The following is a 26,133-nucleotide window of genomic DNA, read 5'->3' as shown; positions in this document are numbered from 1 at the left end:
CGGAGTGCCGCCGTGGTAAAACCGCTTCCCCGCCTGATGTTGCAGGGTTTCAACAACCTGACCAAGGCCTTGAGTTTCAACATCTACGACATCTGCTATGCCGTGTCGGAAGAGCAGCGCCAGCGCTACATCGAGTACATCGATGAGCAATACGATGCCGATCGCCTGACACAGATCCTTACTGATGTGGCCGAGATCATCGGCGCCAACATCCTGAACATCGCGCGCCAGGACTACGATCCGCAGGGTGCTTCGGTGACGATCCTGATCTCCGAAGAGCCGGTGGTCGAGAAACTCGGCCGCGACACGATTTCCGGTGCCGTGGTTGCGCACATGGACAAGAGCCACATCACCGTCCACACCTATCCGGAAACCCATCCGCATAACGGCATCGCCACCTTCCGTGCGGATATCGACGTGGCCACCTGCGGCGTCATCTCCCCGCTGAAGGCGCTGAATTTCCTGATCGACAGCTTCGAATCAGACATCGTGGTGGCCGACTACCGCGTGCGCGGCTTCACCCGCGACGTGAAGGGCAAGAAGCACTTCATCGACCACAAGATCAATTCCGTTCAGGACTACCTGGCCCGCCATATCCGCCAGAAGTACGAGATGTTCGACGTGAACGTCTACCAGGAAAACATCTTCCACACGAAGATGCACATCAAGGACTTCGACCTCGATACCTACCTTTTCGAGGCCCAGGCCGACGACCTCTCCTTCAAGGACCGCCAGCGCATTGAATCGCTGCTGCGTCGCGAGATCGAAGAGCTGTTCCATGGCCGGAACCTGATGTAACGGCCAGTTCCATCGTTTACGAAAAAACCCCGCCTCGAGCGGGGTTTTTTCTGTCCGGAGATTAGATCCGGTAGGCGACGGCCTTCATCACCTTCGACATGCCCCGCATCAGGGTGGGAATGGGTCGGGGCAGGGCTACGCCGCCACGGTCCTGCGCCTGCACCGCGTGGCGGGCTTCATCCACCTGCATCTGGGTCAGGATGGCGCGGGAGCGCTCGTCGTGGGGCGGCAGGCGTTCCAGGTGCTCGGCCAGATGGGCCTCGACCTGGCGCTCGGTCTCCACCACGAAGCCCAGGCTCACCGGATCGCCCACCAGGGCGGCGGCGGCGCCGATGGCGTAGGAGCCGGCGTACCAGAGGGGGTTGAGCAGGCTCGGGCGGCTATCGAGCTGGGTCAGGCGCTCCGAACACCAGGCCAGGTGGTCGGTTTCCTCTGAGGCCGCATGCAGCAGGTGGGCCCGGACGGTGCCGTCCCGGGCCAGGGCCGCCTGGCCCATGTACAAGGCCTGGGCGCAGACCTCGCCGGTATGGTTGATGCGCATCAGCCCGGCGGCTTCCCGGCGCTGGATATCGTCCATGTCGGCCTCCGGCGCCCCCTGGCCGGGGGAGGGTCGGATGGCCTCCGGCTTGCCGGCCACGGCTTCCATGGCGTGCTCGATACCGGACAGGACGCGGTCGAGTGGGCTAAAATGGCGGACAGGCATGGTTTGGGGGCTCCTTTTCCTTGAACACATGTTATCATTGTCGGCCCGATGCCCTTCGTGGGCGTGGCTTGCGCGCAAGGTGACGATTCCGTTATCCTCTCGCGTCTTTGGTCCACCGATTCCGTGTTCCGCCAAGTTGGCGGCTATCAGGTATTTTCGAAATGAAAACGTTCAGCGCCAAGCCGGAAAGCGTCAAGCGCGACTGGTTCGTCATCGATGCGACGAACAAGACGCTCGGTCGCATGTCGACCGAAATCGCCCGTCGCCTCCGCGGCAAGCACAAGCCGGAATACACCCCGCACGTCGATACCGGCGATTACATCGTCGTGATCAACGCCGACAAGGTGGCCGTCACCGGCAACAAGCTGGACGACAAGAAGTACCACCGCTTCACCGGCTACGTCGGCAACCTGAAGACCACCAGTCTTAAGGATCTGCTGGCTACCTACCCGGAGCGCGTGATTGAGATCGCGGTCAAGGGCATGCTGCCGAAGAACCCGCTGGGCCGTGCGATGTACCGCAAGCTCAAGGTCTACGGTGGTGCCGAGCACCCGCACACCGCACAGCAGCCGCAGGCGCTGGAAATCTAAGGAATCGACATGGCAATTTCGCAGAATTACGGCACCGGCCGCCGCAAGACCTCCGCCGCCCGCGTTTTCCTCCGCAAGGGCAGCGGCGCCATCGTCGTCAACGGCAAGACGCTCGAGCAGTTCTTCGGTCGTGAAACCTCCCGCATGATCGTGCGCCAGCCGCTCGAGCTCACGGACAACACCGACAAGTTCGACATCACGGTGACGGTTGCCGGCGGCGGCATCACCGGCCAGGCCGGCGCCATCCGCCTGGGCATCTCGCGCGCCCTGGTCGAGTACGACGAAAACCTGAAGTCGCCGCTCCGCAAGGCCGGCTTCATGACCCGCGACGCCCGCGAAGTCGAGCGTAAGAAGGTCGGTCTGCACAAGGCCCGTCGCGCCACGCAGTTCTCGAAGCGCTAATCCCCCGGGATTACGTTTCACTGGCAGCGCTCCAAGGTCAGAGCGCGTTGCCGGCCCAGTTACTGGGAGATCGTCTAACGGTAGGACAACGGACTCTGACTCCGTTTATCTAGGTTCGAATCCTAGTCTCCCAGCCAAAACTGAAAAGCCCCTGAGAAATCAGGGGCTTTTTCGTTTGTGGGGCTACGTATAATCAGCCTGAGGGATGCGCCGGGGCTTAAGACAAATTCGAGGATGTTCATGGAATTGATCGAACTCTTGCGGCCCTGGAAACTCGCTGTCTTTTTCGTAGGGATGGCCTGGTTGCTTTGGGGCGCGGTGACCTACAGCTTCCCGGACTGGGACGTCGGCATCAGTATTCTGATGGGGGTGCTCGCTTACCTATTTGCGCCCTGGGTCGTGCGACTGATCGCGACTGCGGTGCGGTACCGTCGACCGGGCTGGGTCTTTAGCGTCGTGGTTGCCTTGGCAGTTACTTGGGCTGTCGTCGACGGCAGCTATGTTGCCTACAACATGCTTCTCGGTCATCCCATGTTGCGTGTGGAGAATGCGTTGGTGTCGAGCGCTCTCTTCTTCGGATTGGGTTTGGCCGTGTCGTATCGAGGGTCGGCGCGTGAGTTGGCAGGAGAGCTTCTCGGCCGAACGAGATGAGGTCTCGCAAATTGAGGCGCTGCGGACGCAGTAGGGCGGCTGTCAGGATGTGATTGCCCAGGAGCTCAACAGTCCTGCTTATTAAGGCTCAGGTTTCCCCCTGACTGTCCTGCCGGATGCCAGACGTCCTGGCTGATGCACTGTCGCCCGGGGCCATGACTCCAAGTGCCAAAGCTGTGGACCATGGGGTCGCCGAACCGAATTTTTTCTTTACCGTTGAAGTCTGGTGTGGCTTCGTCGAAGACCGCACACACGGTGACCTTGTTGCCCTCCCGGTGGAATTCGTAGCGCTGCCCCGTGACCGGGTCCACTGGCGGTATGAACTTTGTTCCCTTGAAGTCTTCATAGCCAGTAATCGGGCGGACTACAAGAAGGGCTTCATGGGATGTCACCCAGATGATTTCAAACACGTTGTCTGCGCGGACCTTTTCGGCTGCGGGCGTCTTGGGATGACAACCGTAAGCCGTCGCTAAGCCAACCATGGTGACTAGGAGAACGACGGCCCGGGTGCGAGTTCGCATCCCGACCAGCTTCTGTACAACAAACGCTTCATTTGCCATTGGCCCCACCGGTCAATACTGAAAGCTGACATGCCTCAAATATGCACCTCACTCAAGTCTCCCGCGACATCAATCACATCACCGCTTTGCATCTGGGACGATCTCCAGTTATCACTGGCCCCGTGACGACCACCCTCACGGGAGTTACCCGCGCTCAGGTATCGCGTTCGGTCAGCATTCTTCATGCCTTTCCTTACGCCTCCCACGGTATTTGAAATCCCTTTTGAGAGGCGGGGCGCCCAGGGTTGGGTCGTCGAAAGCGGCCAGGGCTGTCGTGGCTTTTCATCCCGCAAGGATGCGCTGTCATTCGCGAGCAAGGCTGCACGTGCCTGCTCCGCTTTGGGTGACTCGGCGCAGATTGCCCTGCAAGGCGGCGATGGTCAGTGGCGTACGTTCGAGGCGGACCTCAAGCCCGTGTCCGCGCCTATCCTAGGCGTGTAACAGCGCCAAACGCTGTGTTGAGAACGTCAGCAGGGGGCGCTGCCTGGTCCGGTCGTTCGAGGCTCAGGTATGGTTCGGACCAGCCTTCTTTCGTGCCCCGATCACACCTTCCTGGAGATCCACCTTGCCAAAGGGCTTCTCCGCTGTGGAAACCCGTCCACGCAGGTCTGCAGGGGTCGGCGCCTCGGGGGTAGTGGTGACAACGACCGGCAGTCGTGGCGCCTGCAGCGCTTCTTTGCGCGCAAACACGAAAGGCTGACGCCCTTTGCCAAAGACCGCGTCACACACCAGCAGGTCCGGTTCGCCGATGTCGTCCAGCACTCGTTTTGCAGCACCTTCGTTTCTGACCACAACCGGGTCGAATCCCATCACTTCAAGGGAATCGGCAAGCGTTTCCGCCAGAACCCGGTCGCCCTCGGCGACCAGTGCAACAGGTGCAGAATCCATGGTGACCACCCCCTGGCACCAAAAAGACGCCGAAGCCGCCAGCGTACTCGCTTTGCAGCGTGATCGCAGGCATCCCAGCGTTGATTCCTCGAACTTACCTATGACCGATGCCAAACAGTAGAAATGCCAAGCCCACGGTCGCCACCGCATTGGCTGCCGACGCCATCCACGCCGCTCGAAGCAGCGACGTTTTCAGAATCCTGGCAATGGCCGTTTGCAAATAAACCACGCATACAACTGCCTTGGCCTCCTTCGGCATTTGCATTTTCCGGCGATATACTCCAGAAGTCGTAGCGGAAAACCATCCGCCGGCAGGACGACACACACCGATTCCCCCTGTTCTCGGAGCGTGTAGTGATGTCCATCAACGAAGAAAAACTCAATGCATTCCTGGGTAAGGCTGTCGGCGACCTCGGCGCCGCCTTCAGCGCGGTGCTTGTTTTGCTCGGCGACGAGCTAGGCCTGTACAAGGCGCTGGCGAAGGAATCGCTGACACCGGCGGAGCTGGCCTCACGCACTGGCACCAACGAGCGCTACATGCGCGAGTGGCTCGGCAACCAGGCCGCCGGTGGTTACGTCGACTACGATGCGGCATCGGGCAAATACCGGCTCAGCGAAGAGCAGGCGGCGTGCCTGGCCGACCCCGCGGGCCCTGTTGACCTTCCCGGTGCCTACGAGGTTGCCCGTGCGCTGTTCCACACCTATCCGCGCGTGCGCGACAACTTCCGGAGCGGCGCCGGCATGGAGTGGGGTGAACATCATCCCTGCCTGTTCCATGGCGTCGAGCGATTCTTCCGTGGCGGCTACAACAGCAATCTGCTGGGGGCATGGTTACCGGCGCTCGAAGGCGTCGTCGACAAGCTCGCGCGCGGCGGCAAGGTCGCCGACGTCGGGTGCGGGCATGGCGCCAGCACGGTGCTGATGGCGAAAGCATTTCCTACATCGCAATTCGTCGGCTACGACTATCACGCACCGTCGATCGACGTCGCCCGCGAGCGGGCAAAGGCCGCCGGGGTGAAGAATGCAACGTTCGAGCAGGCGGATGCCACTGGCTATAAAGGCCGCGACTTCGACCTCATCGCCTTCTTCGATTGCCTGCACGACATGGCCGATCCCGATGGTGCCGCGCGGCATGCCAGGAGCGCGTTGAAGGACGACGGCACCTGCATGGTCGTGGAGCCTTTCGCTGGCGACAGCACGGCGGATAACCTTAATCCGGTGGGCCGTGTGTATTACGCGGCGTCGTCGATGATCTGCGTGCCGGTGTCGCTTGCTCGGCATGGTCCGGCGCTTGGTGCGCAGGCTGGTGAGGCTCGCTTGCGCAAGGTAATCGTCGAGGCGGGTGGCTTTCGTCAGCTCCGCCGCGCGGCAGAAACGCCGTTCAATATCGTGCTTGAGGCGCGACCGTAAGGTCGTGGAAGTACGGCACGAATTGAGATTTGTTCGCTGTTTTTTCGGCTGCAATTTTCAGACGATTCGCATGGAATCGCAGCGCGAAAATCTGGATCATGTGTCCGTTGCCAACGCACCGGCAACCGGGTGTCCAAACCCGTGTTCAAGGGAGTCGGATGTCGCAGCAGCGCTGCGGCATCCGGGGCTCTCGCCTTTTTCGGCGGGCGGCCAGGTGGGCTTATGCCCAGCCGTTCCTTGACCGGTTTTGGACCCTGGCTCGCCCGTCACCTTGGCCTCTGGCTCGAGGTGGCCATAAGCCATGGCTGGGCGGATGGACGAAGGACCGTGTGGAAGTGGGCCTGGGTGGACTCGCAGGTTGTGACATCGCCTGCAACTGCTCGACGGGTGTGAGAACACGTAGCGTTCATCCGCTAGATCCGTTTTTGGCACGAGGATCTGGCATGAAGACCAAGCGCAAGTTCAAGACTGACGCATTCGAAGCGATTCACTCGGCTGCTTTGGGCCTTTACGAGACTGGCGTCATTGATAAGGCGATCATGAAAGGGTTTGACGCATCGTGTCTGGTCCCTTCCGAACTGTCGCCGGTGCGATCAAAAACCTGCGGAGCGCAACGGGCATGGGCGCCTAAGGCGCGCTTTCTTGTTGACAACTTCATCAGCAACCATACAATCGAAAGCATCCAGCCTCTAGTGTTCGCCGCCCCCCTACCCAGGGCGTCCCGAACCTTGAGGCTTTTTTTTCAGGAAGAAAAAAGAGGAAGTGTATGGGCACGGCCATCCTTATTGATGGGGCCTTTTTTATAAAGCGATTTCGGCGCATTGAGCCCGGTAACTATTTCGATGCACGACGCGCGGCAGATTTGGCCTGGCGCTGGGCGATGGCCCATCTAAAGGAGAAGAGCGTCAGGCACGATCTTTATCGCATCTTCTTTTATGATTGCCCGCCGCTTGAAAAACAGATGCGATCGCCGATCAGCAAAAAATCGGTAAATTTCAAGGCCTCCGATGAGGCGAAGTTCCGTCGGGAACTTCATCAGCGGCTGCGCTCGAAGCGTAAAGTCGCACTGCGTCTGGGACATCTTTCGGATATGACCGAGTGGACCATAAAGCACTCGGTCATCACCGAACTACTCAAGGGAAAGCGGCTCTTCGACAGCCTGACGGACGACGATGTAATCCCCAGCATCAAGCAGAAGGGAGTGGACATGCGCATCGGCGTGGATATTTCCGCACTGGTCTTGAAGCGGCAGGTTGATCAGATCGTGCTTATCGCAGGCGATGCTGACTTCGTACCCGCCGCCAAGTTGGCTCGACGAGAGGGCGTGGACTTTGTTCTTGATCCCATGTGGCGCCAGGTGCCAGAAGGACTCCACGAGCATATAGACGGGAAACGATCGACATGCCCTCAACCTAAGGACAAATCGGATAAACCGGCTTCGGAAGGGGTGATTTCGGCTCTTCCCGATTTGCTCGAGGTCTGACGACCTACCGCTGCAACAACATGATCGCAATCTCAAGCATGATCAGCAGCACGATAGCCACTTCCAGCAGCTCCGCGCGCCGGCTCGAAGCCTCTTCGTAAAGCGCGGCATACGTGTCCCGGATGATCGCCAGCTTGCGATCCACCGATTCGCTCAAGGTGGGCACGCGGAACAACGCCAGAGCCGTGCTGTAAACGCGAGCCAGGTAGACATCCTCGGTCACCTGCAGCGCGTTGTCCACCCGCTCGGTCAGTTCGGTTACCTCCGCCACCAGCGTGTAGAGCCGTCGGGCGAGATAGGCGAACCGTCGCGATGCCAGCAGCGAAGCCGCGCCGCGCGCGTTCTCGACGCGCTCGTACATGCGGGGTAGTTCTTCGTCCAGCAAGGTGTCGTAGTAACGGAATTCCACCAGCTGGGCATTGGCCACTTCGATCACATCGGCAACGTCGGAATCGAGCCGCGGTTCGTAGATGAAGGCCCGGTCCCATGTCAGTACGACCAGATCGTCGGCGTAGTAGGAAAAGCTGCGCGACAATAATTCCCGCTGCGAATCGCTCGAAAGCGGGCGCTTCTCACCCGACAACAGCGCCGTAAGATCCACGCGTGCCTGTAGCGCGGAGGCGTCCATCGGCTCGTCCAGCCGTTGGACGGTGGCGATCAGATAGTCCTCTTCCAGGTGGGCATGGGTGGCCGGACGATCCAGTGCGGGAAGGATGATGTCCTTGACCCGTTGCAGCAGGTCGGTCCAGAAGTCGATCGGCGCTTCGTGGCCCACCACGCGATCCAGCGCGTTGAAATCGGCAACGAAGTCGTCCCAATCCTGGTCGCCCACCTGGATGCGTACCGCCAGCGCCGCCACGCCGAAGTCGTAGATGCGTACGGAAAGGTCGGCGGTGACCGTGCGCGAATCCAGGGTCAGCCCGGTTTCCCCCAATTGAAGACGAAGGGGCGCTACCCCGAACGTCACCGCCTTGGCTGGCGTACTGGTGAGCCTGGACCGACTGAATGCCAGGCCCGGCCTTGCTGCCCAGAGCTGCTCGGCTTGGGAGAGGTCCACGGTGTAGGCGATATCGAACAGTCGCAGCGCGGTGAGTTCTCCCGCTGCCACTTTGATCTTTCCGGAGGCCACTTTTAGTGCTCGTTGCCCAATTCCAAGCATTGTAGTGGGGGGATTGAGCCGGGCTGATGACGGCGGGTATGACCATCGATATTCGCAAATACGACTCTTTCGCATTAATGGGTGTTTCTGTTAAGCTTTTTGCTGCATCGCGACAAGCCAGCCCTCGGCGAGCCAGTGGCGTAACTCCACGCAAGCGAATTCCCGCTTGCCGGCTTCGCACAAAGGGCACCACACCATGTTCTCCATCCGTTCCGGCCGTCTGTCGGTCGCGTCGCTGGCTGCCAGCGTGATGCTGGCGTTTCCCTTCGTGGCCGCGGCCCAGTCGCAGGCCGCCACCGACACTCCCGCCAAGCCCGACAACGCCACCAAGCTCGCCACGGTGAAGGTGGAAGGGCAAAGTCTCCAGGGCTACACCGTCAGCGATACCGCGGCGGCTACGCGCCTGCCGCTTACACTGCAGGACACGCCGCAGTCGGTTAGCGTGATCACCGCCCAGCGTATGGAGGACCAGAATCTCACCAACGTGCGTGCCGTGCTGGACAACACCACGGGTGTATCGTCCAACGCCTACGATTCGGAGCGCGTGCTGTTCTATTCGCGCGGCTTCCAGATCGAGAACATGGCCTATGACGGCGTGCCCGTCGCGCCCAGCCTGAATTCCTCATCCGCCGACGGCAGCCTGGATACGTCGATCTACGACCGCATCGAAGTGGTGCGTGGAGCGACGGGCCTGATGAGCGGCGCGGGTAGCCCGTCGGCTCTGATCAACTTCGTGCGCAAGCACGCCGATAGCCGCACGTTCAACGCGGATGCAACGATAAGCTACGGCACGTGGGGTACGACGCGCGAGACGGTGGACATCGCAACACCAATCACCGCATCCGGGTCGGTACGCGGACGCGTGGTGGCGACGCATGAAGAGGGAGGCTCCTACATCGATCGCTACAGCAGCAACAAGAACGTGCTGTACGCCGTGGTCGATGCGGACCTTGGGCCCAACACCACGCTTAGCGCGGGCCTGGACTACCAGAAGACCAAGCCCAATGGCGTGACCTGGGGTACCTACCCGGTGTTCTACGACGATGGTGGTTTCATCACGTGGCCGCGCGGCTTTTCAAGCGCTGCCAGCTGGTCGTTCTGGTACAACACCACCAAGACGGCCTTCGTGGACTTGAAGCACGAGTTTGCCAATGGCTGGCAGCTGCATGCGCTAGCCAGCCGCCGCGAAACGGATGGCGACATGGCGCTGTTCTATGTCTATGGCTTTCCCAACCGCGAAACAGGCGAGGGCGCCGCCCCCTACGCTTACCGGGGAACCGACCGCGGCAGGCAGAACATGGCTGACATCTACCTGTCCGGGCCGTTCGAGGCCTTCGGCCGCGAGCACGAACTGGTGGCGGGCCTGAGCGGCTCGCGTTACACCCAGGACTCCTACGAGAACGCCCATGGCGATCTTCCCGACACGGGGAATTTCCTGCAATGGACGGGCAATTACCCGTATCCGGAGTTCGCCCCGACAGGCGACCTGCTCTCCGCCGCGCGCATCAAGCAGGGCGGCGCGTACGTGGCCTCGCGCTGGTCGCTGGCCGACAATATCAAGCTGATCGCCGGCGCCCGCTACAGCACATGGACCAACGATACGTTCGATGCCAGTGCGGGCACTTACCATCACGAGCATTCCAAGACGATTCCCTATGCGGGATTGATCTATGACATCACCCCGGTGTACTCGGCCTTCGCCAGCTACACCCAGATCTTCGATCCGCAGAGCAATCGCCGCGCCAATGGCGACTTCCTGGATCCGGTGATCGGCAGCAGCCGCGAGGTGGGCATCAAAGGTCGCCATTTCGATGGCCGCCTGAATACCTCGCTGACTTTCTTCGACACACGCCAGGACAACGTGGCCCAGGCCGATCCGGGCCAATTCCTGCCGGACGGCATTACCCAGGCCTATACGCCGGTGAACGGCACTCGCTCACGCGGCTACGAATTCGAAGCCTCCGGTGCGATCACCGATCGCTGGAACACCACGCTTGGGTGGTCGCATTTCAACATCAAGGCCCCGCAGCAGGGCGCGATCAATACCTCGCTGCCGCGCACGCTGGTACGCCTGTTCACCACCTACCAACTGCCCGGCAGCTGGAACGGCCTAACCATCGGCGGCGGCCCCAACTGGCAGTCGGCGAGCCAGGCGCCGGTGGATGGCCCGAACGGCACGCAGTATGTGAATCAGTCGTCCGTGCTTCTACTGAGCGCGATGGCGCGTTACGCCTTCAACGACCATGTCTCGCTGCAGGTCAATGGCGAAAATCTTCTGGACCGCAAGTACTTCGTGCTGGATGAGTACAGCAACCTGTACTACGCCGCCGGCCGAAGCGCGACGCTGAGCTTCAACTACAAGTTCTTCTGATCGCCGAAGACAAATCAGACCGCGACCGGATCGGTATCCATCATCCGATCGCGACCAGCCTGCTTGGCGGCGTACAGGCGACGGTCGACGCGGTCGAGCAGGCTTACCCAATTGTCACCGGCTTCCGGCGTGACCGCGCCCACGCCGATGCTCGCGGTGAGGCGGCCTAGCGGGGCAGGGCCGTGCAGGATCTGGGCATCTTTCAGCAGCTGGCGGCAGTGCTCGGCCACGCCGACGGCGCCCGAGGCACTGGTGCCGGGGAGCAGCATGGCGAATTCCTCGCCACCGATGCGGGCCAGCAAATCGTTCGGCCGGGCGGCGGCCTGGACCAGCACCGAGGCCACGCGGCGCAGGCAGTCATCGCCTGCCAGGTGGCCGTAGCGGTCGTTGTATTGCTTGAAGTAGTCGATGTCGATCATCAGTAGCGCGATCGGTTCGCGCTGGTTGCGGGCGCGCTCCCACGCGGCATCCATCACCTGGTCGAAGCGCCGCCGGTTGGCGACGTTGGTCAGGCCGTCCTTGAACGATAGTTCCTCCAGCTCGCGCTGCATGACCAGCAGCTTTTCTTCGGTTTTCTTCCGTTCGGAAATATCGAACATGAAACCGACGAGCGAATTCACCGTGCCATCGTCGTTGCGCACCACGTGCACGACGTCGCGGATCCATACGTAATCGCCATTGCTGCACAGCGCGCGATAGTCCGCCTCGTGGTCGATGCCTGCCATGGACTGCGCCACGCAGAAGTCCACCGCCCACTGGCGGTCTTCCGGGTGCATGCGTTCGGCCCAATCCTGCACGGTCACCCAGCTGTCCGGCGTCCAGCCAAGCAATGCCTCGATCTGGGGACCGATATAGGCGAACTGCATGGTCACCCAGTCGATTTTCCAGGGTATGGCCCGTGTGGATTCCAGAAGCGTCTTGTAGACGGCGTCGTCGGTGGCGATGTCATGCGTAGTCATACATGGCTATCGGCAGCGTCGCTGTTTTCTGGAGCCGTGGCTGGTCAGAGTGTGCCTGTCCCCATTGTCCGTTGTCATGTCCGCGGACAGCGGCAAGCTTAATATGTGTCATTGCAAGTTTTTGAAGTGCCAGCGATTTTGTAGTTGGCGCAGCCATTGCTTACTACCTCGCACAGTATGGTTTTAGTAGATGGAGGAAGGCCCTTGTTCACCTATTACTTCAAACTCGGTTTGCGCAGCTTGTCGCGACACCGGATATTGACGGCGTTGATGGTGTTGACCATCGGCTTCGGCGTGGCTTCCTCCATGGTGACCTATGCGGTGTACCGCGCCACGGCGCGCAACCCCATACCGTGGAAGTCTTCGCAACTTTTTGTGGCCCAGGTGGACAACTGGGGGCCGAACAACAACGAGACTCCTCCCGGTGAGCCTGCCGAGCAGCTCAGCTACATCGATGCCATGGCCTTGCAACATGCCCACTGGGCGCCCCGGCAGACGGTGCTTTACCCACTGGGTATTTCCGTGATTCCCGACGAAGCCAATCGCCAGCCCGAGGGAGTGAACTCTTATGCCGTTTACGCCGACGCCTTCGCCATGTTCGATATCCCGTTCCTCTACGGCGGCCCGTGGACGGCGAATGACGACAATGGCCGTGCGGCTGTCGCCGTCATCAACCGAGACTTGAACGACCGGATTTTTCACGGCCAGAACAGCGTTGGGCGGGAAGTAAACCTGGAAGGCCATCTCTATCGCGTGGTCGGCGTGATGGATACCTGGGACCCGCAGCCGATGTTCCTGGATGTCGTCAATACCAGAGGCTTCACCGAGCCGGTGGAGGTGTTCATCCCGTTTACCCATGCCCTCGACCAGCGTTTCGTCACCGCCGGCAACACCAACTGCGTGTCCGATCCCGGCGTGGGCTGGGATAACTGGCTCCGCTCGGAGTGCATCTGGCTCACATTCTGGGCGGAACTGCCCACGCCGGCAGCAACAGCCACCTATCGCGATCGCTTGCGCGGTTACGCCGCCGAGCAGCAGCGCGCAGGCCGCTTTCGCTGGCCGCCCAACGTGCGCCTGCACGACGTCGCCGACTGGCTCGACTACCAGAAAGTGGTGCCGCAAGGCGCCAAGGTTTCCCTGGTGGTGTCGGTGAGCTTCTTTGGCGTATGCCTGGTCAACACCATCGGGCTGTTGCTGGCCAAGTTCATGCGACGCGCGCAGGAGATCGGCGTGCGCCGGGCCCTGGGCGCGTCGCGCCGGGAAATCTATGCACAGTTCCTGATCGAGGCAGCGACTGTGGGACTTACCGGCGGCGTGCTCGGCCTGTTGCTGACGGCGATTGGCATGCACGGCATCGACCTGGTCTTCAGCCCCCAGATTGCACGGCTTGCCTATCTGGATCCGGCGCTGGTTTGCCTGACGCTTGCCGTTTCAGTGGTAGCGGCCCTGCTGGCCTCGTTGTACCCGACGTGGCGTGCCGCGCAGGTGCAACCGGCCTGGCAGTTGAAGTCGAACTAGGAGCAACCATGGATATCCAGCCCATCATCAGCGCACTGCGGCGGCACAAGGCCGGCACGATCCTGATCGTGCTGCAGATCGCGCTTACCCTTGCGATCGTCTGCAACGCGTTGTCGATCATCCGCACCAACATGGAGCGGATGGCGAGCCCCACGGGCATCGTGGAAGAAAACCTGCTTACCGTGATGAACACCTGGGTGGGCAGTACCGACGGCAAGGTGCTCGCGCCCCTGATCCGTACCGACCTTGAAACCCTGCGTTCCCTTCCCGGGGTGGAAGACGCCACCGTGATGAACTCATTTCCGTTGCGCGGCGGTGGCTGGTCCACCGGCGTGCGCCTGGACAACAGCAAGGAACATTGGCTGTTCGAGGCTGGCATGTACGCCAGTGACGACCATGCCCTGGCCACGCTGGGCGTGCATCTGGTGGCGGGCCGCAATTTTCGGCCCGAGGAAATCGTCGACGGCAGCGACTTCAATACACTGGTGATACCGCCGGTGGCGATCGTCACCAAGGCCATGGCCGACCGCTTGTTTCCGGACGGGTCGGCGCTGGGCAAGACGGTGTACCTGAACACGGGCAAGGATGCGCCACCCACGATCATCATCGGCATCATCGATCGCCTGCATGTGCCGTGGTCGGCGGCCTTTGCAGACACGTGGGCGGAAGACGTCGCCATTGTCCCCGCCCGATTGACCAATCGCTACGGCGACTACCTCATTCGTACCCGGCCCGGCATGCTCGACCGCATGGTGCGCGAGGCGCCGGCGGCCCTGGTCAAGGCGCATCGTGAACGCGTATTCCCACCTCATGGCGGCGTGCGCACTTTCGACCAGGTGCGAGAGGATGCCTACCGGACCGATCGCGGCATGGCGGTGGTCATGGGCGTGGTGAGCCTGGCCCTGCTTTTGATCACCGGCGCGGGCATCGTTGGCCTCACCAGTTTCTGGGTGGGCCAGCGACGTGCGCAGATTGGCGTGCGCCGCGCGCTGGGTGCCAGGCGGCGCGACATCCTGCTGTATTTCCTTACCGAGAATTTCCTTATCACCCTTGCCGGCGTGGCGATCGGTATCGTGCTTTGCGGGGTGCTCAATGTCTGGATGGCGGTGAACTTCGAGGTCAGCCACGTGCCGCTGGCGTACATGGGTGCTGGCATCTTGTTACTGCTGACACTGGGGCAGGCGGCCACGCTGAACCCGGCGATGCGCGCCTCGCGCGTCTCGCCGGTGGAGGCCACCCGCCCAGCCTGACTACGCCGCGAAGCCACCATCGATCATCAGGTTTGCGCCAGTGATGTAAGCGGCCTCAGGGCCTGCAAGATAGGCCACGAAGCTGGCGATTTCGTCCGCGTGGCCGTACCTGCCCGTGGCGAGCATTGGCACCAGGTTCGCGGCCATCGGGCCGTTGGCCGGATTCATGTCGGTGTCGACGGGGCCTGGTTGCACCGTGTTCACGGTGATGCCGCGCGGACCAAGGTCGCGTGCCAGGCCTTGGGTCAGGCCCTGCAACGCCGACTTGCTCATTGCGTATACCGCGCCGCCGGCGAAGGGCATGCGGTTGGCGTTGGTGCTGCCGATGTGGATGATGCGGCCTCCGGTGCCCATCGCCCTTGCCGCGGCGCGGCTGGCGATCACGGCCGAGCGCACATTGATGGCGATGGTGCGGTCGATGTCTTCGGTGGTGAATTCCTCGATCGGGGCAATGGCCAGCACGCCAGCGCTGTTGACCAGGATGTCGAAGCTGCCGAATGTCGCCTTGGTCTTCTCCACCGCCGCTTCGATCGCGCTATCGCTGGCGCTGTCGGCCTGGATGGCGATGGCCCGGCCGCCGGCTTTGCCGATTTCTTCGACCAGCGCCTGGGCGGGGGCGGCGCCCTGCACATAGGTAATGGCGACCGATGCGCCGCCGGCGGCAAGGCGCCGGGCAATGGCTGCGCCGATACCGCGCGAGCCTCCGAGGACCAGGGCGCTCTTGCCCTGGATGGAATTGAGGTTGTCCATGGTGGATCTCCGGTGGAAGGGGTTTTAAGTCGAACACCAATGTACGGCGTAGATTTCCCAACCAACAGATCGGATAAGGTATTTTCATTCGATCCTATCGGTTTAGAATCGGGCGCATGGATACGCTTAACGGGATGGTCTGCTTCCTTCGTAGCGCGGAGCTGGGAAGCTTCGCCCATGCGGCACGGCGCCTGGGCCTTACGCCCGCCGCCGTCGGCAAGAACGTCGCGCGGCTGGAGGCGGAACTGGGTGTCCGATTGTTCCAGCGCAGCACCCGCCATTTGTCCCTCACTGAAGCTGGCGAAGCCTTCCGCCTGGAAGTGGAGGGAAGCCTGGATCACCTGCAGGGCGCGCTGGCCAATGCGCGGGCGCGTACAGCTGGCCCCGTGGGCGTGTTGCGCATCAGCCTGCCCAACGCGTTCGGCCGCGAGTACATCGTGCCGATGCTTGGCGATTTTCTGCGTGCCTATCCTGGGGTGCGGCCGGACTGGCACTTCGACAACCGGCCAGTCGACCTGATTGCCGAAGGCTTCGACGTCGCGCTGGGTGGTGGTTTCGACCTGCGTCCAGGTGTGGTCGCACGCGCACTGGCGCCGGCCCACCGCATCCTGGTGGCGTCGCCTGCATACTTGGCTTCAATGCCCGCACCTCAAACGCCCGCCGATCTCGCCGGCCGCGACGGCATCCTTATCCGCTCGCCGCAGACCGGGCGTATTCGCGACTGGGTGCTGAGCCATCGCAAGGGTGCCCAGGCGTCGATCGAACTAGAGCCGCGCATCGTCTTCGACGATCCGGAGGCCACGTGCCAGGCCGCAGCGATGGGCATGGGCATTGCGCTACTCGCCGTACAGTCGGCACTGCCGTGGATCGAGCGCGGCGCATTGCGAAGGGTGCTCCCCGACTGGTGGGTCGACGGCGGCAACCTGTCGATCTACTACTCCGCGCAGAAGTTGCTGCCGCAGAAAACCCGCGTGTTCATCGACCATGTCGTCGAAACGTTCAAGCAACAGGATCTCCCGGCGCGCTTCTCGGCGACGCATCCAGTGGTGATGTAGGGCCAACACCCATACTGGTGGTTACAACGATTGGATCAACGATGGAGGGCAGGGCATGCAGTCACGTTTTGGGCAGCGATTCCTCGTGGTGTATTCAGGTGTGCTTACGGCTGTCTTCGCGGTTACCGTGCTTTCCGGTTTCGTAGGCGCCACGACAAAAAAGACGACGCTCGACGAACTCACCGTGCAGCGCATCAATGTGGTGGAGCCCGATGGCACCTTGCGCATGGTGATTTCGAACAAGGCGACGGAGCCGGGCCTTATCATCAAGTCGAAGGAGCATCCCCATCCCACGCGATCGAGTGCCGGCATCATCTTCTATAACGACGAAGGCACCGAAAACGGCGGGCTTACCTTCGAAGGGAAGATGGGCAAGGACGGGCAGGGCGAATCTTCCGGGCACTTGAGTTTCGATGAGTACGAGCAGGACCAGGCGTTCGTGGAGGAATACGGTCAGCAGGAGGGCAAGCGGTACTCCAGGCTGGTATTTGCCGATAATCCCCACGTGCCGATGTCGAAAGTGGTTGAATTCACCGATTCCATCAGCCAGTTGCCGCCCGATGAGAAGAAAAAGCGCATGGCGGAATTCATCGCCAGCAACCAGTACAAGGCAAAGCCGCGGATGATCCTTGCCCGCATGCCGGACGAGTCGGTGATGCTTGGCCTCAACGATTCAGAAGGAAGGCCGCGGATCCGGATGCAGGTAGCTCCCGACGGCACGCCGTCGCTGCAGATGCTTGACGACAAGGGCAAAGTCATAGGCCAGTTACCCGCGACCGCCGCGCGATAGCATTTACGGTAGGGAATCCTCGCGTCCGCTGGACGCGTGGTTTCCGCCGTCCGCCCCGTCAGTGGACCCACTCGTCCCATCGTCGATGCGGCGGCACTTCCACCACCCTAAGGTTCCTCCACCTTGGCCCCCGCCATTGATGGAGTGCACGCACATGTCCGCCTTCGCCACGAAAACCGTGTCTTGTCTTCGAACGATATTCGCCCTGGCGCTCGTCGCCGCCATTCCCGCGCATGCCTGGGAACTCGCACCGCCCGGTACCAACGAACACGAGCAAAGCGAAGCCGGCGTCCGCGCCACGGAAGACCACTGGAGCCTAGCGGAGGTGACCGGCCAGACCGAATGGCTAGAGTCGATGCTGATGCCCGGTTACCGCTCGGTGGACAACGGCGTGGCGCACTCGAAGGAACGCATCGTCGCCGGCGCGGCCAAGAACAAGGGTTCGACGGACGGAAAGGCGAAGCTCGACGCGTACCGGAAGGAGCATCCCTCGGGCACCTCGGTGGTCGTCCACGGCAACATCGCCGTGGTCTCGTTCTACGACCTGAGCCTTGGACCGGATAACGGTGTGAAGTCCTCGGATGTCTTCCTGTACGAGGGCGGCGCCTGGCACGCGGCGTATTCGCAGCACGGCACGGTGGGTAAGGAATGAGGTCGGGATCTGCTCTGGCCAGCGCCTGCGCGCTGATCGCGCTGGCCGCCCCGGCTCTTGGCTGTGCGGAAGATGCCCACGCACTCGTGGGCAAGGCTCTCTCTGCCATGGGGCAGGGGCGTGACCTGCACACCGTGGCGCAACTCAAGCGCACGACAACCAGTGTGGATTTCGACATCGTCGAATTCGACCATGCCGATGCGCCTTACATATTCTCCGGTGCGCGAGGCCTGACCATCGTGGACGATCTGCAGGGACAGCGGCGTGTGAGCGATGAAGCACAGCTCACGGCCAGCGGCGCACCACCGCCGTATGTCATGCGCAAGCTCTACGGGAAAGATGGCGAAGTGGGTCAGATGGTCATGGCCGGCAAGGCCGCCCGGGCGTGGCACATGGAGGCCCCCATGGCGTGGCAGACCGACGAGCCCATCGCGGCGCTGTTGCTTGCCGAGCATGCCGATGACCTGAAGCAGGAAAAGGATACATCGCTCCACGGTATTCCCCAGCACCTGTTGTCTTTCCACCAGGGAAAGAGTCCTGTGCGCATTTACCTCGACGCACAGACCAACCTGCCGTCCGCCATCGAGACCACGCGTAGCTGGCACCGCGCCACCAGCGGCGACCTGGCCTGGAATGCCTGGGGGGACATCACCGACCGTGTTGACCTGATGAACTACGCGCTCGGCGAGGGCGTGCGCTATCCAGGGCAATCGGACACGTTCCGCAATGGCGTGCATCTGCGTGCTGCCGTGATCGATGAAGTGCACTTCGACAACACGGTGGATGACAAGGCGTTCGCGATGAAATCCGAGTTGCCGCCTGTGACCGCGCATAACGTGGACGACCTCGCGCTGGGCGAGGCGATCGGCCTGGCGCCCGATCCAAAGAAGCCGATCGCGGAAATCGCGCCGGGCGTGGTGCAGATCCCGGGCTCGTGGTACAGCACCATCGTGCGCCAGGACGACGGCCTGGTGATCATCGATGCGCCGATCTCGGCCGGCTACTCGCATCGCGTTCTCGACGAAGCGGCACGCCGCTTCCCGGGGATGAAGGTCAAGGCACTGATCACATCCACCGCGTTCTACTGGCATGTGGCCGGTGTGCGCGAATACGTGGCGCGTGGCATCCCCATCTATGTTCGCGACCGCAACGTGGCGGTGATCCGCGCTCTGGCGGCAGCGCCTCATGGCCTGCTTCCGGACGACCTTGCTCGTGCGCCGCGGTCGCCGGATATCCGGTCCGTGTCATCTCCCATCATCTTGGGCAAAGGTGTCAACGCCATCACCGTGATGCCCGTGCCGGACGGCGAGCAGCCGATGTTGATGTCGTCGATCCCGGGTGCGCACCTGCTGCATACCGGAGAGATGGTGCAGCCGTTGGGCCCCGGCGGCTCGTTGCTCTATCCAGAGGCCTTGCTGGAACTGACGCACTCCGTGCGGGCGGCGGGCATCGATACGCAGGGCCTGTCCATGATTGGCATGCATATGAGCCCGACACCCTGGACCATCCTGGAATCTACCCTTGCCGCCGCGAAATGAGCGGTTCTGAAAGGGGACTGACTTTGATATTGGAATAAGAACCGTTATCATTCGCGATAATCCGGCCGCAGCACCCCGCGCGGCCGCCCTGTCCGGATGAAATCCCGTGTCCAAGCCTCTTTCCCGGCCGGCGCTGCTCGTTGCCGTAGCCCTCGCCCTGACCACCCAGGCCGCTGCACAGGACACCACGTCCACGGCTCCGGTCGATGCCAAGACCATGGAAGCGGTGAACGTGGTCTATTCCACCACCAAGACCGAAACGCCGGTGGTGCAGATCCCGCAGTCGGTGTCGGTGATCACGCCGGACCGCATGCAGGCGTACGGTGTGCAGGGGCTGGATGAGTCGGTGCGCTACCTGGCGGGTGTGGTCGGCGGCAGCTATGGCATGGATCCGCGCAGCGACTGGATTCTCGTCCGCGGCTACGACCCGGCGCGTTTTCTCGACGGCCTGGCGTTGCCCAGCGGCTCCTGGACTTCCGATTCGCGCATAGAGCCGTATGGCCTTGAGCGCGTGGAGGTGAACAAGGGGCCGTCGTCCGCGGTGTATGGCCAGCTGCCACCGGGCGGCATGATCAGCATGACCAGCAAGCGCCCGAGCCTGGATGCGCCGCGCGAGGTGGAAGCCACCGTCGGCAGCTTCGGTGAGAAACAACTTGCCGGCGACGTCGGCGGGAAGCTCGACAACGACGGCCACTGGCTCTACCGCGTAGTGGCCCTGGCACGCCAGGGCGATTCGCCGCTGAAGCATTCGCAGGACGACCGCTATTACTTCGCGCCAAGCCTCACCTGGAAACCCGACGACGATACGTCGTTCACCTTGCTTGCCCGTTACCAGCGCGCGCTGTCCAACGGCGTGGGTGGCTTCCTGCCGGAGCAGGGCACGTTGCTGCCCAATCCCAACGGACGTATTCCCCGCGATGTGAATCCCGGCGAGCCGGGCTACGATTTCTATCACAAGACCGACAAATCCATCGGCTGGGACTTCAGCCATCGCTTCAACGACACCTGGTCGGTACGCCAGGACCTGCGCGTGGAAGATGCGATGGTGGACCACCGGTCCATCGGCAGCCTGGGCTTGCAGGACGACCTGCGCACGCTCAACCGCTACAACTTTCCGGTGTACGACCGCACGCACCTGTTCGCCGTGGATAACCAGGCGCAGGCGAAGTTCGCCACCGGCGCCGCAGAGCACACCGTGCTGATGGGCGTGGATTACCTGCGCAACAGCGACGACAGCCGCTCGGCCTTCGGCAGCGCACCGACGATCGATATCTACAACCCGGTGTACGGCGCGCCGATCGATCGCATTGCCTACACCTCGCGTACCGAATCCACGCTGCGCCAGACCGGCGCCTATGTGCAGGATCAGATCAACTGGGGCAAATGGGGCATCGTCGCCAGTGGCCGCAACGACTGGGTGACCAACGATATCGACGACATCATCGCAGGCACGCATCGCAAGCAGACGGACAACGCGTTTTCCGGCCGCCTGGGCCTGAACTACAACTTCGATTCGGGCGTGGTGCCTTACCTGGCCTATTCCCACTCGTTCAAGACCACGGTAGGCGCCACCTTCGCCGGTGAAGCCTTCAAGCCGATCACGGGCGACCAGTACGAGGGCGGCGTGAAATACGCCTCGGCCGATGGCCGCACGCTACTGACCGCGGCGGTCTACCAGCTGACGCAGAAGAACGCGTTGACCGTTGATCCCGACCACATCCTGTTTTCGATCCAGCAGGGCCGCACGCGCACGCGCGGCGCGGAACTTGAAGCGAACGTCGCCGTCACCGACGACTTCAGCATGACGGCCGCCTGGGCCTGGACGGACGCTCGTGTTACCGAGGCCAACGATGCCAGCCGCGGCAAGCGCGTGGCGCTGGTGCCCAACCGGCAGGGCTCGGTGTCGGCGGATTATTCCCTGCATGAAGGCGCCTTGGCGGGCCTTGGCTTCGGCGGCGGCGTTCGCTACATCGGGCGCCACTATGGCGACGCCAACAACGACTTCCCGACCGGTGGCTACGCCCTTTTCGACGCCAACGTGCACTACGACTTCGATCAGTGGCGCGTGCAGCTGACCGGCTCGAACCTCACCGACCGCAACTACATCACCGCCTGCAACAGTGCGATCTGGTGCTACTACGGCTACCCGCGCACGGTCACCGCATCCGTGCGCTACCGCTGGTAACTAGCCCAGCACCCGGTCGCCGACCAGCACGATGTCGGCCGGGCGTGCGGCGAACAGGCCGCAGGTGACCACGCCGACGATCTGGTTGAGCTTGTTTTCCGTGCCGACCGGATCGACGATGCGCCAGCCGTGGACGTCGAGGATCCAGTTGCCGTTGTCGGTAACCACGCCGTCACGCCATACCGGGTGGCCGCCCATGGCGGAAATTTCGCGGGCCACGTGGCTGCGTGCCATGGGGATCACTTCCACCGGCAGCGGGAACGTGCCGAGCACGTCCACCTGCTTGGATGAATCCATGATGCAGACGAAGGTCTTCGATGCCGATGCGATGATCTTTTCGCGGGTGAGTGCCGCGCCGCCGCCCTTGATCAGGCGCTTGTGCGGATCGCACTCGTCGGCGCCGTCGATGTAGATATCCAGCGGGCCCACGGCATTGAGGTCGAGCACGTCGATGCCGTGCGATTTCAGCTGCCGGGTGGACTGTTCGGAACTGGACACCGCGCCCTGGATGTCGTTTTTCATCGAAGCCAGTGCATCGATGAAAAAAGCCACCGTGGAGCCGGTACCGACGCCGATCACGGCGCCCTTCTCGACGTAGCGAAGGGCAGCTTCGCCAGCGAGGCGCTTTTCGTTCTGGCTCATGGCCATCACTCCAGGGTAAGGATGTAGTCCCAATGCGGCTTGGAAACCGGCATCACTGAAAGCCGATTGCCCTTGCGGACCAGCGCCATGTCGGCGAGTTCGTCGAGGCCCTTGAGTTCTTCCAGCGTAATAACGCGCTTGAGCTTCCGGACGAACTTGACGTCCACCAGCATCCAGCGTGGATCCTCGCGCTTGGCGCCGGCGTCGAAGTAGTGGCTCTTCGGATCGAACTGGGAAGGATCCGGATACGCGGAGGTGGCTACCGACGCGATGCCGGCGATGCCGGGCACGGCGCAGTTGGAGTGGTAGAAGAAGACCTTGTCGCCGACCCGCATGCCGTCGCGCATGAAGTTGCGCGCCTGGTAGTTGCGGACGCCATCCCAGGCTTCCTTGCCCTTGCGTTTGAGATCGTCGATCGAAAACGTGTCCGGCTCGGACTTCATCAGCCAGTAGTTCATTTCCCGCCCGTGCAGTCGATCAGCTCTTTTTCCGTGGCGATGTAGTCGAGCCGGACATCCCAGTGGGCCGTCTCGATCGATTTGACTTCCTGGAAGGAATAGCCCACGCCCACCAGCAGCGGCTGCGCGGGGCGCTCGGCGACGTTCAGGAAATCGAAGCTGCGGTCGTAGTAGCCGCCGCCGAACCCCAGGCGGTTGCCCTTGCGGTCGAAGCCGAGCAACGGCACCAGTACAAGATCCATCTGGTTGGGCGCGCTGACGTGATCCTGGTTGACCGGTTCAGGGATGCCAAGCCGGTTCGGTGCCACTTCGTCGCCGGTGCGCCAGGGCACGAAGCACAGGCGGCGGTTGCTGTCGATCACCGGCAGGTAGAACTGCTGGCCCCGCTCGGTGAGGCCAGCGATGGCAAGGTTCAGCGGCAGCTCGCCACCGGTGGCCCAGTAGCCGGCCACTTTGCCATCGGTAAGGAATTCGGGAAGCGATTCAAGGCTATGCCGCAGGCCCTGGGCCGCGCCGATGCGCTCGGCGGGCCCGAGGTCGCGACGTCGCTGGGCGAGGTCGCCACGCAGTTCGCGTCGCTGGCTGGGACTTGTTGGCATAAGTACTGACAGGCCCAGTCAAAGGAGAATAAGTGGCGTTAACCGCAATGCCGTTGCACACCGAACGACCTTGATCCACGAGGATCAGGTGGGAGGACCATCACGGCTCTAAGGCTTTCCGCACGCGGCGGACATGCACACAATCCGTGAACTGGCCGACCCGGGGCCGTTTATAGGAACAAGGCAAATGTAAGGATGCGCTATCGAACACCGCAGAAAACGCCGTCCCTATTTTATGTGGCCGTCGAGCACACCTTCAAGCTTCTTGCGCAGATTGCCCAAACCTTCGGTCAGCGCCAGTTCCTGGGCGGCGTGCTCGACCTTCAGTCCCAAGAGCTCATGGGCGATCGAGACCGCGGCCAATACGGCGATGCGGTCGAAGCCCGGCGCGCGCGCATTTACCTTTAGTTCCCGCATCTTGCCGTCAAGGTACTGCGCTGCGGCCACGAGGCCAGCGCGCTCTTCCGGGGCGCAGGCGATGTGGAACTCGCGGTCCAGCAGTCGCAGGGCGACCGGTTCGGCGGTGGACATGGCGGGATGCGTCCTTAAGGGGTGCTTTCCAGCGCCTTGAGACGCTGGATCATCGCCTCGACCCGCTGGCGCGCCTGTTCGTTGCGCGCTACCAGGCCTGCGCGTTCACTGGCCAGCTGTTCCTGGCTGTGGCGCAGGCTGCGGTTTTCCTCGGTCAGTCGCCGGACTGTCTCGGCGAGCTGGTCCAGGCTGTGCCCCAGGGCGTCGATTTCGGCGGAAACATCAGAGGGTGTCGGCATGGGCGGACTATAGCAAACCGCCACCGGCTGACAGCAAGAGCTGCGTTAGACTTAGGCTCTTTGCAGGAGGCGAACCATGGGCACCGGCCAGAGTGTCACTTTCGACGACCTCGACCAGCTCGTCGTGCGCCTGGAACTGGGTACCGAGGCCAGCGAATTGCATGGCTCGCTGTGCGGTTTCCTGAGCGGTGGCGGCCACTTCGGTGGACAAGGCGTGTTGCCGGCCCTGCACCTGGAGGAAGGCAAGGCGCCCACCGGCCCGGACCTCTCCCTGCTATCGCGCCTGCGCCAGGAAAGCGCTGAGGCCCTGTCCGATCCGGAATTTGCCTTCCAATTGCTGCTGCCTGACGACGACGCCCCGGTGGGTGACCGTGCCGATGCCCTGGTGGAATGGTGCCGGGGCTTCCTTGGCGGCCTGGGGTTGGCCGGTTCCCGTGGCCATGGCGATCTTTCCGAGGAAGCGCGCGAAGTACTGCGCGATCTCGGCGTGATCGCCTCGTCCGACCTCGACCGCGGCGACGAGGAGGAAGACGAAGCCTCTTATACCGAGCTTGAGGAATTTGTCCGCGTGGGCGTACTTCTGCTGCACGCCGAACTTGCCGCCGGCGAACCACCGGCCAGCGATACCCTGCATTGATCGCGGCGGCCGAGTACGCGCGCCGCCGGCGTCAGCTGATGCGCATGGCCGGCGAGGATGCCGCGGTCATCGTCGCCGCGGCCCCCGAGCGCATGCGCAACGCCGACGCCCCCTGGCCGTACCGCCAGCATTCGGATTTCCATTACCTGTCGGGCTTTGGCGAGCCGGACAGCATCCTGGCCTTGCTGCCAGGCCGCAGCCAGGGCGAGGCGGTGCTGTTCTGCCGCGAGCGCGATGCCGAGCGCGAACGCTGGGACGGTGAGCGGCTGGGCACCGAGCGCGCCGCCGAACAGCTGAAACTGGACGACGCCTTCCCGATCGAGGATATCGACGACATCCTGCCGGGCATGATCGAGGGCAGGGCGCGGCTGTACTGTCATTTTGGCGCTGAACCTGAATTCGACGCCCGCCTGCTCGGCTGGATGCGCCGCCTGCGCTCGGCGCGGGGCGGCGGTGTGGTGCCCAAGGAGTTCGTGGCCCTGGGCCATCTACTGCACGATCTGCGGCTGTACAAATCGAAGGCGGAGCTGGCGCTGATGAAACAGTCCGCGTCCATTGCCGCCAAGGCGCACCTGGCCGCCATGCGCGTGGCCCGGCCCGGCGTTGCCGAATACGAGGTGGAAGGGGAGCTGTTGCGCGTGATGCGCGGCAATGGGGCGGTGCCGGCCTTTCCCCCCACGGTCGCCGGCGGCGCCAACGCCTGCGTCATGCACTACCAGGCCAATCGCGCGCGCCTGCGCGATGGCGACCTGCTGCTGGTCGATGCCGGCGCGGAAGTGGATTGCTACGCCTCGGACATCACCCGTACCTATCCGGTGGGTGGAAAATTCTCTCCCGAGCAACGGGCGCTCTACGACATCGTATTAAGTGCGCAGGCCGCTGCCATCGACGAAGTGCGCCCGGGCCAGGTCTTTAGCGCCGCGCACGATGTCGCGGTGGAGGTGATCACCGAAGGCCTGTGCGCGCTTGGCCTGATCAAGGGCACGCCAGCCAAGGCGATTGCTTCGGGTGCTTACCGGAAATTCTTTCCCGGAAAAACCGGTCACTGGCTGGGCCTGGACGTGCACGATGTCGGCGACTACCGCGTGGACGGAGAGCCAAGGCTGCTGGAGCCGGGCATGGTGGTGACGGTGGAACCTGGCGTTTACATCGATCCGGATGAGCGTTCGGTCCCTGAGCGATGGCGTGGGATCGGCATCCGCATCGAGGACGACGTGGCCGTGGGCCGCGATGGTCCGCAGGTGCTCACCGGGGATGTACCCAAGGGCATCGAGGAACTGGAAGACCTGCTCGGCAGCCGCGCATCGTGAACATC

28 protein-coding genes, 1 tRNA gene and 1 other RNA gene are annotated in these 26,133 nt (G+C 62.6%); 18 read left to right on the top strand and 12 right to left on the bottom strand.

What is annotated here, in order from left to right; genetic code table 11:
• The first annotated feature begins 12 nt into the window (after positions 1–12).
• Entirely contained in the window at positions 13–798 is a 786-nt protein-coding gene (gene speD / locus NDK18_RS07955) for an adenosylmethionine decarboxylase (RefSeq protein ID WP_250624822.1), read from the top strand.
• A 61-nt stretch (positions 799–859) separates the two neighbouring features.
• On the opposite strand, the gene coq7 is transcribed toward speD, so the two are convergent.
• Positions 860–1,501, bottom strand: coding sequence for a 2-polyprenyl-3-methyl-6-methoxy-1,4-benzoquinone monooxygenase (gene coq7 / locus NDK18_RS07950; RefSeq protein WP_250624823.1), 642 nt, complete (start codon positions 1,499–1,501; stop codon positions 860–862).
• A gap of 161 nt (positions 1,502–1,662) precedes the next feature.
• On the opposite strand from coq7, the gene rplM reads away from it, so the two are divergent.
• From rplM to NDK18_RS07930, 4 genes are all read left to right on the top strand, one after another.
• Positions 1,663–2,091, top strand: a complete 429-nt coding sequence (gene rplM / locus NDK18_RS07945; protein ID WP_250624824.1) for a 50S ribosomal protein L13 — start codon at positions 1,663–1,665, stop codon at positions 2,089–2,091.
• A gap of 9 nt (positions 2,092–2,100) precedes the next feature.
• Positions 2,101–2,493: a 30S ribosomal protein S9 gene (gene rpsI, locus NDK18_RS07940; protein WP_250624825.1), complete on the top strand. Its 393-nt coding sequence runs from the start codon at positions 2,101–2,103 to the stop codon at positions 2,491–2,493.
• Between the two features lie 63 nt (positions 2,494–2,556).
• Positions 2,557–2,630, top strand: a tRNA-Gln gene (locus NDK18_RS07935).
• Positions 2,631–2,733: 103 nt separating this feature from the next.
• Positions 2,734–3,144: a hypothetical protein gene (locus NDK18_RS07930; protein WP_250627481.1), complete on the top strand. Its 411-nt coding sequence runs from the start codon at positions 2,734–2,736 to the stop codon at positions 3,142–3,144.
• Positions 3,145–3,209: 65 nt separating this feature from the next.
• Here NDK18_RS07930 and NDK18_RS07925 read toward each other — a convergent pair whose 3' ends face one another.
• On the bottom strand, positions 3,210–3,704 hold the full coding sequence (locus NDK18_RS07925) for a hypothetical protein (protein WP_250624827.1): 495 nt from the start codon (positions 3,702–3,704) through the stop codon (positions 3,210–3,212).
• A 504-nt stretch (positions 3,705–4,208) separates the two neighbouring features.
• A complete protein-coding gene (locus NDK18_RS07920) occupies positions 4,209–4,592 on the bottom strand; it encodes a hybrid sensor histidine kinase/response regulator (protein ID WP_250627480.1) in 384 nt (127 codons plus the stop codon).
• A 357-nt stretch (positions 4,593–4,949) separates the two neighbouring features.
• Here NDK18_RS07920 and NDK18_RS07915 point away from each other — a divergent pair, with 357 nt between their 5' ends.
• From NDK18_RS07915 to NDK18_RS07905, 3 genes are all read left to right on the top strand, one after another.
• Positions 4,950–6,002: a class I SAM-dependent methyltransferase gene (locus NDK18_RS07915; RefSeq protein ID WP_250627479.1), complete on the top strand. Its 1,053-nt coding sequence runs from the start codon at positions 4,950–4,952 to the stop codon at positions 6,000–6,002.
• 443 nt (positions 6,003–6,445) lie between these two features.
• Positions 6,446–6,808 (top strand): hypothetical protein, encoded by a 363-nt coding sequence (locus NDK18_RS07910; RefSeq protein ID WP_250627478.1) that lies wholly within the window; start codon positions 6,446–6,448, stop codon positions 6,806–6,808.
• On the top strand, positions 6,769–7,485 hold the full coding sequence (locus NDK18_RS07905) for an NYN domain-containing protein (protein WP_250624831.1): 717 nt from the start codon (positions 6,769–6,771) through the stop codon (positions 7,483–7,485). Before NDK18_RS07910 ends, NDK18_RS07905 begins: the two co-directional genes overlap by 40 nt.
• A gap of 4 nt (positions 7,486–7,489) precedes the next feature.
• Here NDK18_RS07905 and NDK18_RS07900 read toward each other — a convergent pair whose 3' ends face one another.
• Positions 7,490–8,593, bottom strand: coding sequence for a hypothetical protein (locus NDK18_RS07900; RefSeq protein WP_250624832.1), 1,104 nt, complete (start codon positions 8,591–8,593; stop codon positions 7,490–7,492).
• Positions 8,594–8,840: 247 nt separating this feature from the next.
• Here NDK18_RS07900 and NDK18_RS07895 point away from each other — a divergent pair, with 247 nt between their 5' ends.
• Positions 8,841–11,015, top strand: coding sequence for a TonB-dependent siderophore receptor (locus tag NDK18_RS07895; protein ID WP_250627477.1), 2,175 nt, complete (start codon positions 8,841–8,843; stop codon positions 11,013–11,015).
• 14 nt (positions 11,016–11,029) lie between these two features.
• Here the strand turns inward: NDK18_RS07895 and NDK18_RS07890 are convergent, their stop codons facing one another.
• Complete coding sequence (locus tag NDK18_RS07890) at positions 11,030–11,974, bottom strand: GGDEF domain-containing protein (protein WP_250624834.1); 945 nt, start codon at positions 11,972–11,974, stop codon at positions 11,030–11,032.
• Between the two features lie 204 nt (positions 11,975–12,178).
• Here NDK18_RS07890 and NDK18_RS07885 point away from each other — a divergent pair, with 204 nt between their 5' ends.
• Positions 12,179–13,492 carry an ABC transporter permease gene (locus NDK18_RS07885; protein ID WP_250627476.1) on the top strand — a complete coding sequence of 438 codons (1,314 nt, stop codon included), beginning with the start codon at positions 12,179–12,181 and terminating at the stop codon, positions 13,490–13,492.
• Between the two features lie 8 nt (positions 13,493–13,500).
• Positions 13,501–14,742, top strand: a complete 1,242-nt coding sequence (locus tag NDK18_RS07880; protein WP_250627475.1) for an ABC transporter permease — start codon at positions 13,501–13,503, stop codon at positions 14,740–14,742.
• On the opposite strand, the gene NDK18_RS07875 is transcribed toward NDK18_RS07880, so the two are convergent.
• Positions 14,743–15,492: a 3-oxoacyl-ACP reductase family protein gene (locus NDK18_RS07875; RefSeq protein WP_250627474.1), complete on the bottom strand. Its 750-nt coding sequence runs from the start codon at positions 15,490–15,492 to the stop codon at positions 14,743–14,745.
• 116 nt (positions 15,493–15,608) lie between these two features.
• Between NDK18_RS07875 and NDK18_RS07870 the strand changes: the two genes are divergently transcribed.
• The 5 genes from NDK18_RS07870 (at position 15,609) to NDK18_RS07850 (ending at position 21,712) form a co-directional block, all read left to right on the top strand.
• Positions 15,609–16,547 (top strand): LysR family transcriptional regulator, encoded by a 939-nt coding sequence (locus NDK18_RS07870; RefSeq protein WP_250627473.1) that lies wholly within the window; start codon positions 15,609–15,611, stop codon positions 16,545–16,547.
• Between the two features lie 55 nt (positions 16,548–16,602).
• Complete coding sequence (locus NDK18_RS07865) at positions 16,603–17,337, top strand: hypothetical protein (RefSeq protein ID WP_250624839.1); 735 nt, start codon at positions 16,603–16,605, stop codon at positions 17,335–17,337.
• Between the two features lie 154 nt (positions 17,338–17,491).
• A complete protein-coding gene (locus NDK18_RS07860) occupies positions 17,492–17,989 on the top strand; it encodes a nuclear transport factor 2 family protein (protein ID WP_250624840.1) in 498 nt (165 codons plus the stop codon).
• On the top strand, positions 17,986–19,527 hold the full coding sequence (locus NDK18_RS07855; protein ID WP_250627472.1) for an MBL fold metallo-hydrolase: 1,542 nt from the start codon (positions 17,986–17,988) through the stop codon (positions 19,525–19,527). Before NDK18_RS07860 ends, NDK18_RS07855 begins: the two co-directional genes overlap by 4 nt.
• A gap of 106 nt (positions 19,528–19,633) precedes the next feature.
• Positions 19,634–21,712, top strand: coding sequence for a TonB-dependent siderophore receptor (locus tag NDK18_RS07850; RefSeq protein WP_250627471.1), 2,079 nt, complete (start codon positions 19,634–19,636; stop codon positions 21,710–21,712).
• Here NDK18_RS07850 and rpiA read toward each other — a convergent pair whose 3' ends face one another.
• From rpiA to NDK18_RS07820, 6 genes are all read right to left on the bottom strand, one after another.
• Positions 21,713–22,354 (bottom strand): ribose-5-phosphate isomerase RpiA, encoded by a 642-nt coding sequence (rpiA, locus tag NDK18_RS07845; protein WP_250624843.1) that lies wholly within the window; start codon positions 22,352–22,354, stop codon positions 21,713–21,715. It abuts the gene before it with no gap.
• 5 nt (positions 22,355–22,359) lie between these two features.
• Complete coding sequence (locus NDK18_RS07840; protein WP_250624844.1) at positions 22,360–22,812, bottom strand: EVE domain-containing protein; 453 nt, start codon at positions 22,810–22,812, stop codon at positions 22,360–22,362.
• Positions 22,809–23,411 (bottom strand): 5-formyltetrahydrofolate cyclo-ligase, encoded by a 603-nt coding sequence (locus tag NDK18_RS07835; protein ID WP_250624845.1) that lies wholly within the window; start codon positions 23,409–23,411, stop codon positions 22,809–22,811. The genes NDK18_RS07840 and NDK18_RS07835 overlap by 4 nt, the downstream gene beginning before the upstream one ends.
• A gap of 35 nt (positions 23,412–23,446) precedes the next feature.
• A non-coding RNA gene (ssrS, locus tag NDK18_RS07830) (6S RNA) lies at positions 23,447–23,633 on the bottom strand.
• 6 nt (positions 23,634–23,639) lie between these two features.
• Complete coding sequence (locus tag NDK18_RS07825; protein WP_250624846.1) at positions 23,640–23,942, bottom strand: cell division protein ZapA; 303 nt, start codon at positions 23,940–23,942, stop codon at positions 23,640–23,642.
• A 14-nt stretch (positions 23,943–23,956) separates the two neighbouring features.
• Complete coding sequence (locus NDK18_RS07820; protein WP_250624847.1) at positions 23,957–24,181, bottom strand: TIGR02449 family protein; 225 nt, start codon at positions 24,179–24,181, stop codon at positions 23,957–23,959.
• A gap of 76 nt (positions 24,182–24,257) precedes the next feature.
• Between NDK18_RS07820 and NDK18_RS07815 the strand changes: the two genes are divergently transcribed.
• Positions 24,258–24,818: a UPF0149 family protein gene (locus tag NDK18_RS07815; protein ID WP_250624848.1), complete on the top strand. Its 561-nt coding sequence runs from the start codon at positions 24,258–24,260 to the stop codon at positions 24,816–24,818.
• Complete coding sequence (locus NDK18_RS07810) at positions 24,815–26,128, top strand: aminopeptidase P N-terminal domain-containing protein (RefSeq protein ID WP_284691807.1); 1,314 nt, start codon at positions 24,815–24,817, stop codon at positions 26,126–26,128. The genes NDK18_RS07815 and NDK18_RS07810 overlap by 4 nt, the downstream gene beginning before the upstream one ends.
• Positions 26,129–26,133 lie beyond the last annotated feature (5 nt).

The organism is Pinirhizobacter soli, assembly GCF_015905305.1.
Classification (GTDB): domain Bacteria; phylum Pseudomonadota; class Gammaproteobacteria; order Xanthomonadales; family Rhodanobacteraceae; genus Pinirhizobacter; species Pinirhizobacter soli.
This window is presented reverse-complemented; position numbering and strand designations above follow the sequence as displayed.

What these genes read in the sequence shown, in the direction of transcription:
- rpsI (WP_250624825.1), top strand. Translation starts at nt 2,101, where the DNA reads ATGGCAATTTCGCAGAATTACGGCACCGGCCGCCGCAAGACCTCCGCC.
- NDK18_RS07890 (WP_250624834.1), bottom strand. Translation starts at nt 11,974, where the DNA reads ATGACTACGCATGACATCGCCACCGACGACGCCGTCTACAAGACGCTT.
- rplM (WP_250624824.1), top strand. Translation starts at nt 1,663, where the DNA reads ATGAAAACGTTCAGCGCCAAGCCGGAAAGCGTCAAGCGCGACTGGTTC.
- NDK18_RS07865 (WP_250624839.1), top strand. Translation starts at nt 16,603, where the DNA reads ATGCAGTCACGTTTTGGGCAGCGATTCCTCGTGGTGTATTCAGGTGTG.
- NDK18_RS07925 (WP_250624827.1), bottom strand. Translation starts at nt 3,704, where the DNA reads ATGGCAAATGAAGCGTTTGTTGTACAGAAGCTGGTCGGGATGCGAACT.
- NDK18_RS07870 (WP_250627473.1), top strand. Translation starts at nt 15,609, where the DNA reads ATGGATACGCTTAACGGGATGGTCTGCTTCCTTCGTAGCGCGGAGCTG.
- NDK18_RS07820 (WP_250624847.1), bottom strand. Translation starts at nt 24,181, where the DNA reads ATGCCGACACCCTCTGATGTTTCCGCCGAAATCGACGCCCTGGGGCAC.
- NDK18_RS07855 (WP_250627472.1), top strand. Translation starts at nt 17,986, where the DNA reads ATGAGGTCGGGATCTGCTCTGGCCAGCGCCTGCGCGCTGATCGCGCTG.
- NDK18_RS07895 (WP_250627477.1), top strand. Translation starts at nt 8,841, where the DNA reads ATGTTCTCCATCCGTTCCGGCCGTCTGTCGGTCGCGTCGCTGGCTGCC.
- NDK18_RS07920 (WP_250627480.1), bottom strand. Translation starts at nt 4,592, where the DNA reads ATGGATTCTGCACCTGTTGCACTGGTCGCCGAGGGCGACCGGGTTCTG.
- NDK18_RS07840 (WP_250624844.1), bottom strand. Translation starts at nt 22,812, where the DNA reads ATGAACTACTGGCTGATGAAGTCCGAGCCGGACACGTTTTCGATCGAC.
- NDK18_RS07910 (WP_250627478.1), top strand. Translation starts at nt 6,446, where the DNA reads ATGAAGACCAAGCGCAAGTTCAAGACTGACGCATTCGAAGCGATTCAC.
- NDK18_RS07860 (WP_250624840.1), top strand. Translation starts at nt 17,492, where the DNA reads ATGTCCGCCTTCGCCACGAAAACCGTGTCTTGTCTTCGAACGATATTC.
- NDK18_RS07835 (WP_250624845.1), bottom strand. Translation starts at nt 23,411, where the DNA reads ATGCCAACAAGTCCCAGCCAGCGACGCGAACTGCGTGGCGACCTCGCC.
- NDK18_RS07905 (WP_250624831.1), top strand. Translation starts at nt 6,769, where the DNA reads ATGGGCACGGCCATCCTTATTGATGGGGCCTTTTTTATAAAGCGATTT.
- NDK18_RS07875 (WP_250627474.1), bottom strand. Translation starts at nt 15,492, where the DNA reads ATGGACAACCTCAATTCCATCCAGGGCAAGAGCGCCCTGGTCCTCGGA.
- NDK18_RS07880 (WP_250627475.1), top strand. Translation starts at nt 13,501, where the DNA reads ATGGATATCCAGCCCATCATCAGCGCACTGCGGCGGCACAAGGCCGGC.
- NDK18_RS07825 (WP_250624846.1), bottom strand. Translation starts at nt 23,942, where the DNA reads ATGTCCACCGCCGAACCGGTCGCCCTGCGACTGCTGGACCGCGAGTTC.
- NDK18_RS07930 (WP_250627481.1), top strand. Translation starts at nt 2,734, where the DNA reads ATGGAATTGATCGAACTCTTGCGGCCCTGGAAACTCGCTGTCTTTTTC.
- rpiA (WP_250624843.1), bottom strand. Translation starts at nt 22,354, where the DNA reads ATGAGCCAGAACGAAAAGCGCCTCGCTGGCGAAGCTGCCCTTCGCTAC.
- NDK18_RS07815 (WP_250624848.1), top strand. Translation starts at nt 24,258, where the DNA reads ATGGGCACCGGCCAGAGTGTCACTTTCGACGACCTCGACCAGCTCGTC.
- coq7 (WP_250624823.1), bottom strand. Translation starts at nt 1,501, where the DNA reads ATGCCTGTCCGCCATTTTAGCCCACTCGACCGCGTCCTGTCCGGTATC.
- NDK18_RS07915 (WP_250627479.1), top strand. Translation starts at nt 4,950, where the DNA reads ATGTCCATCAACGAAGAAAAACTCAATGCATTCCTGGGTAAGGCTGTC.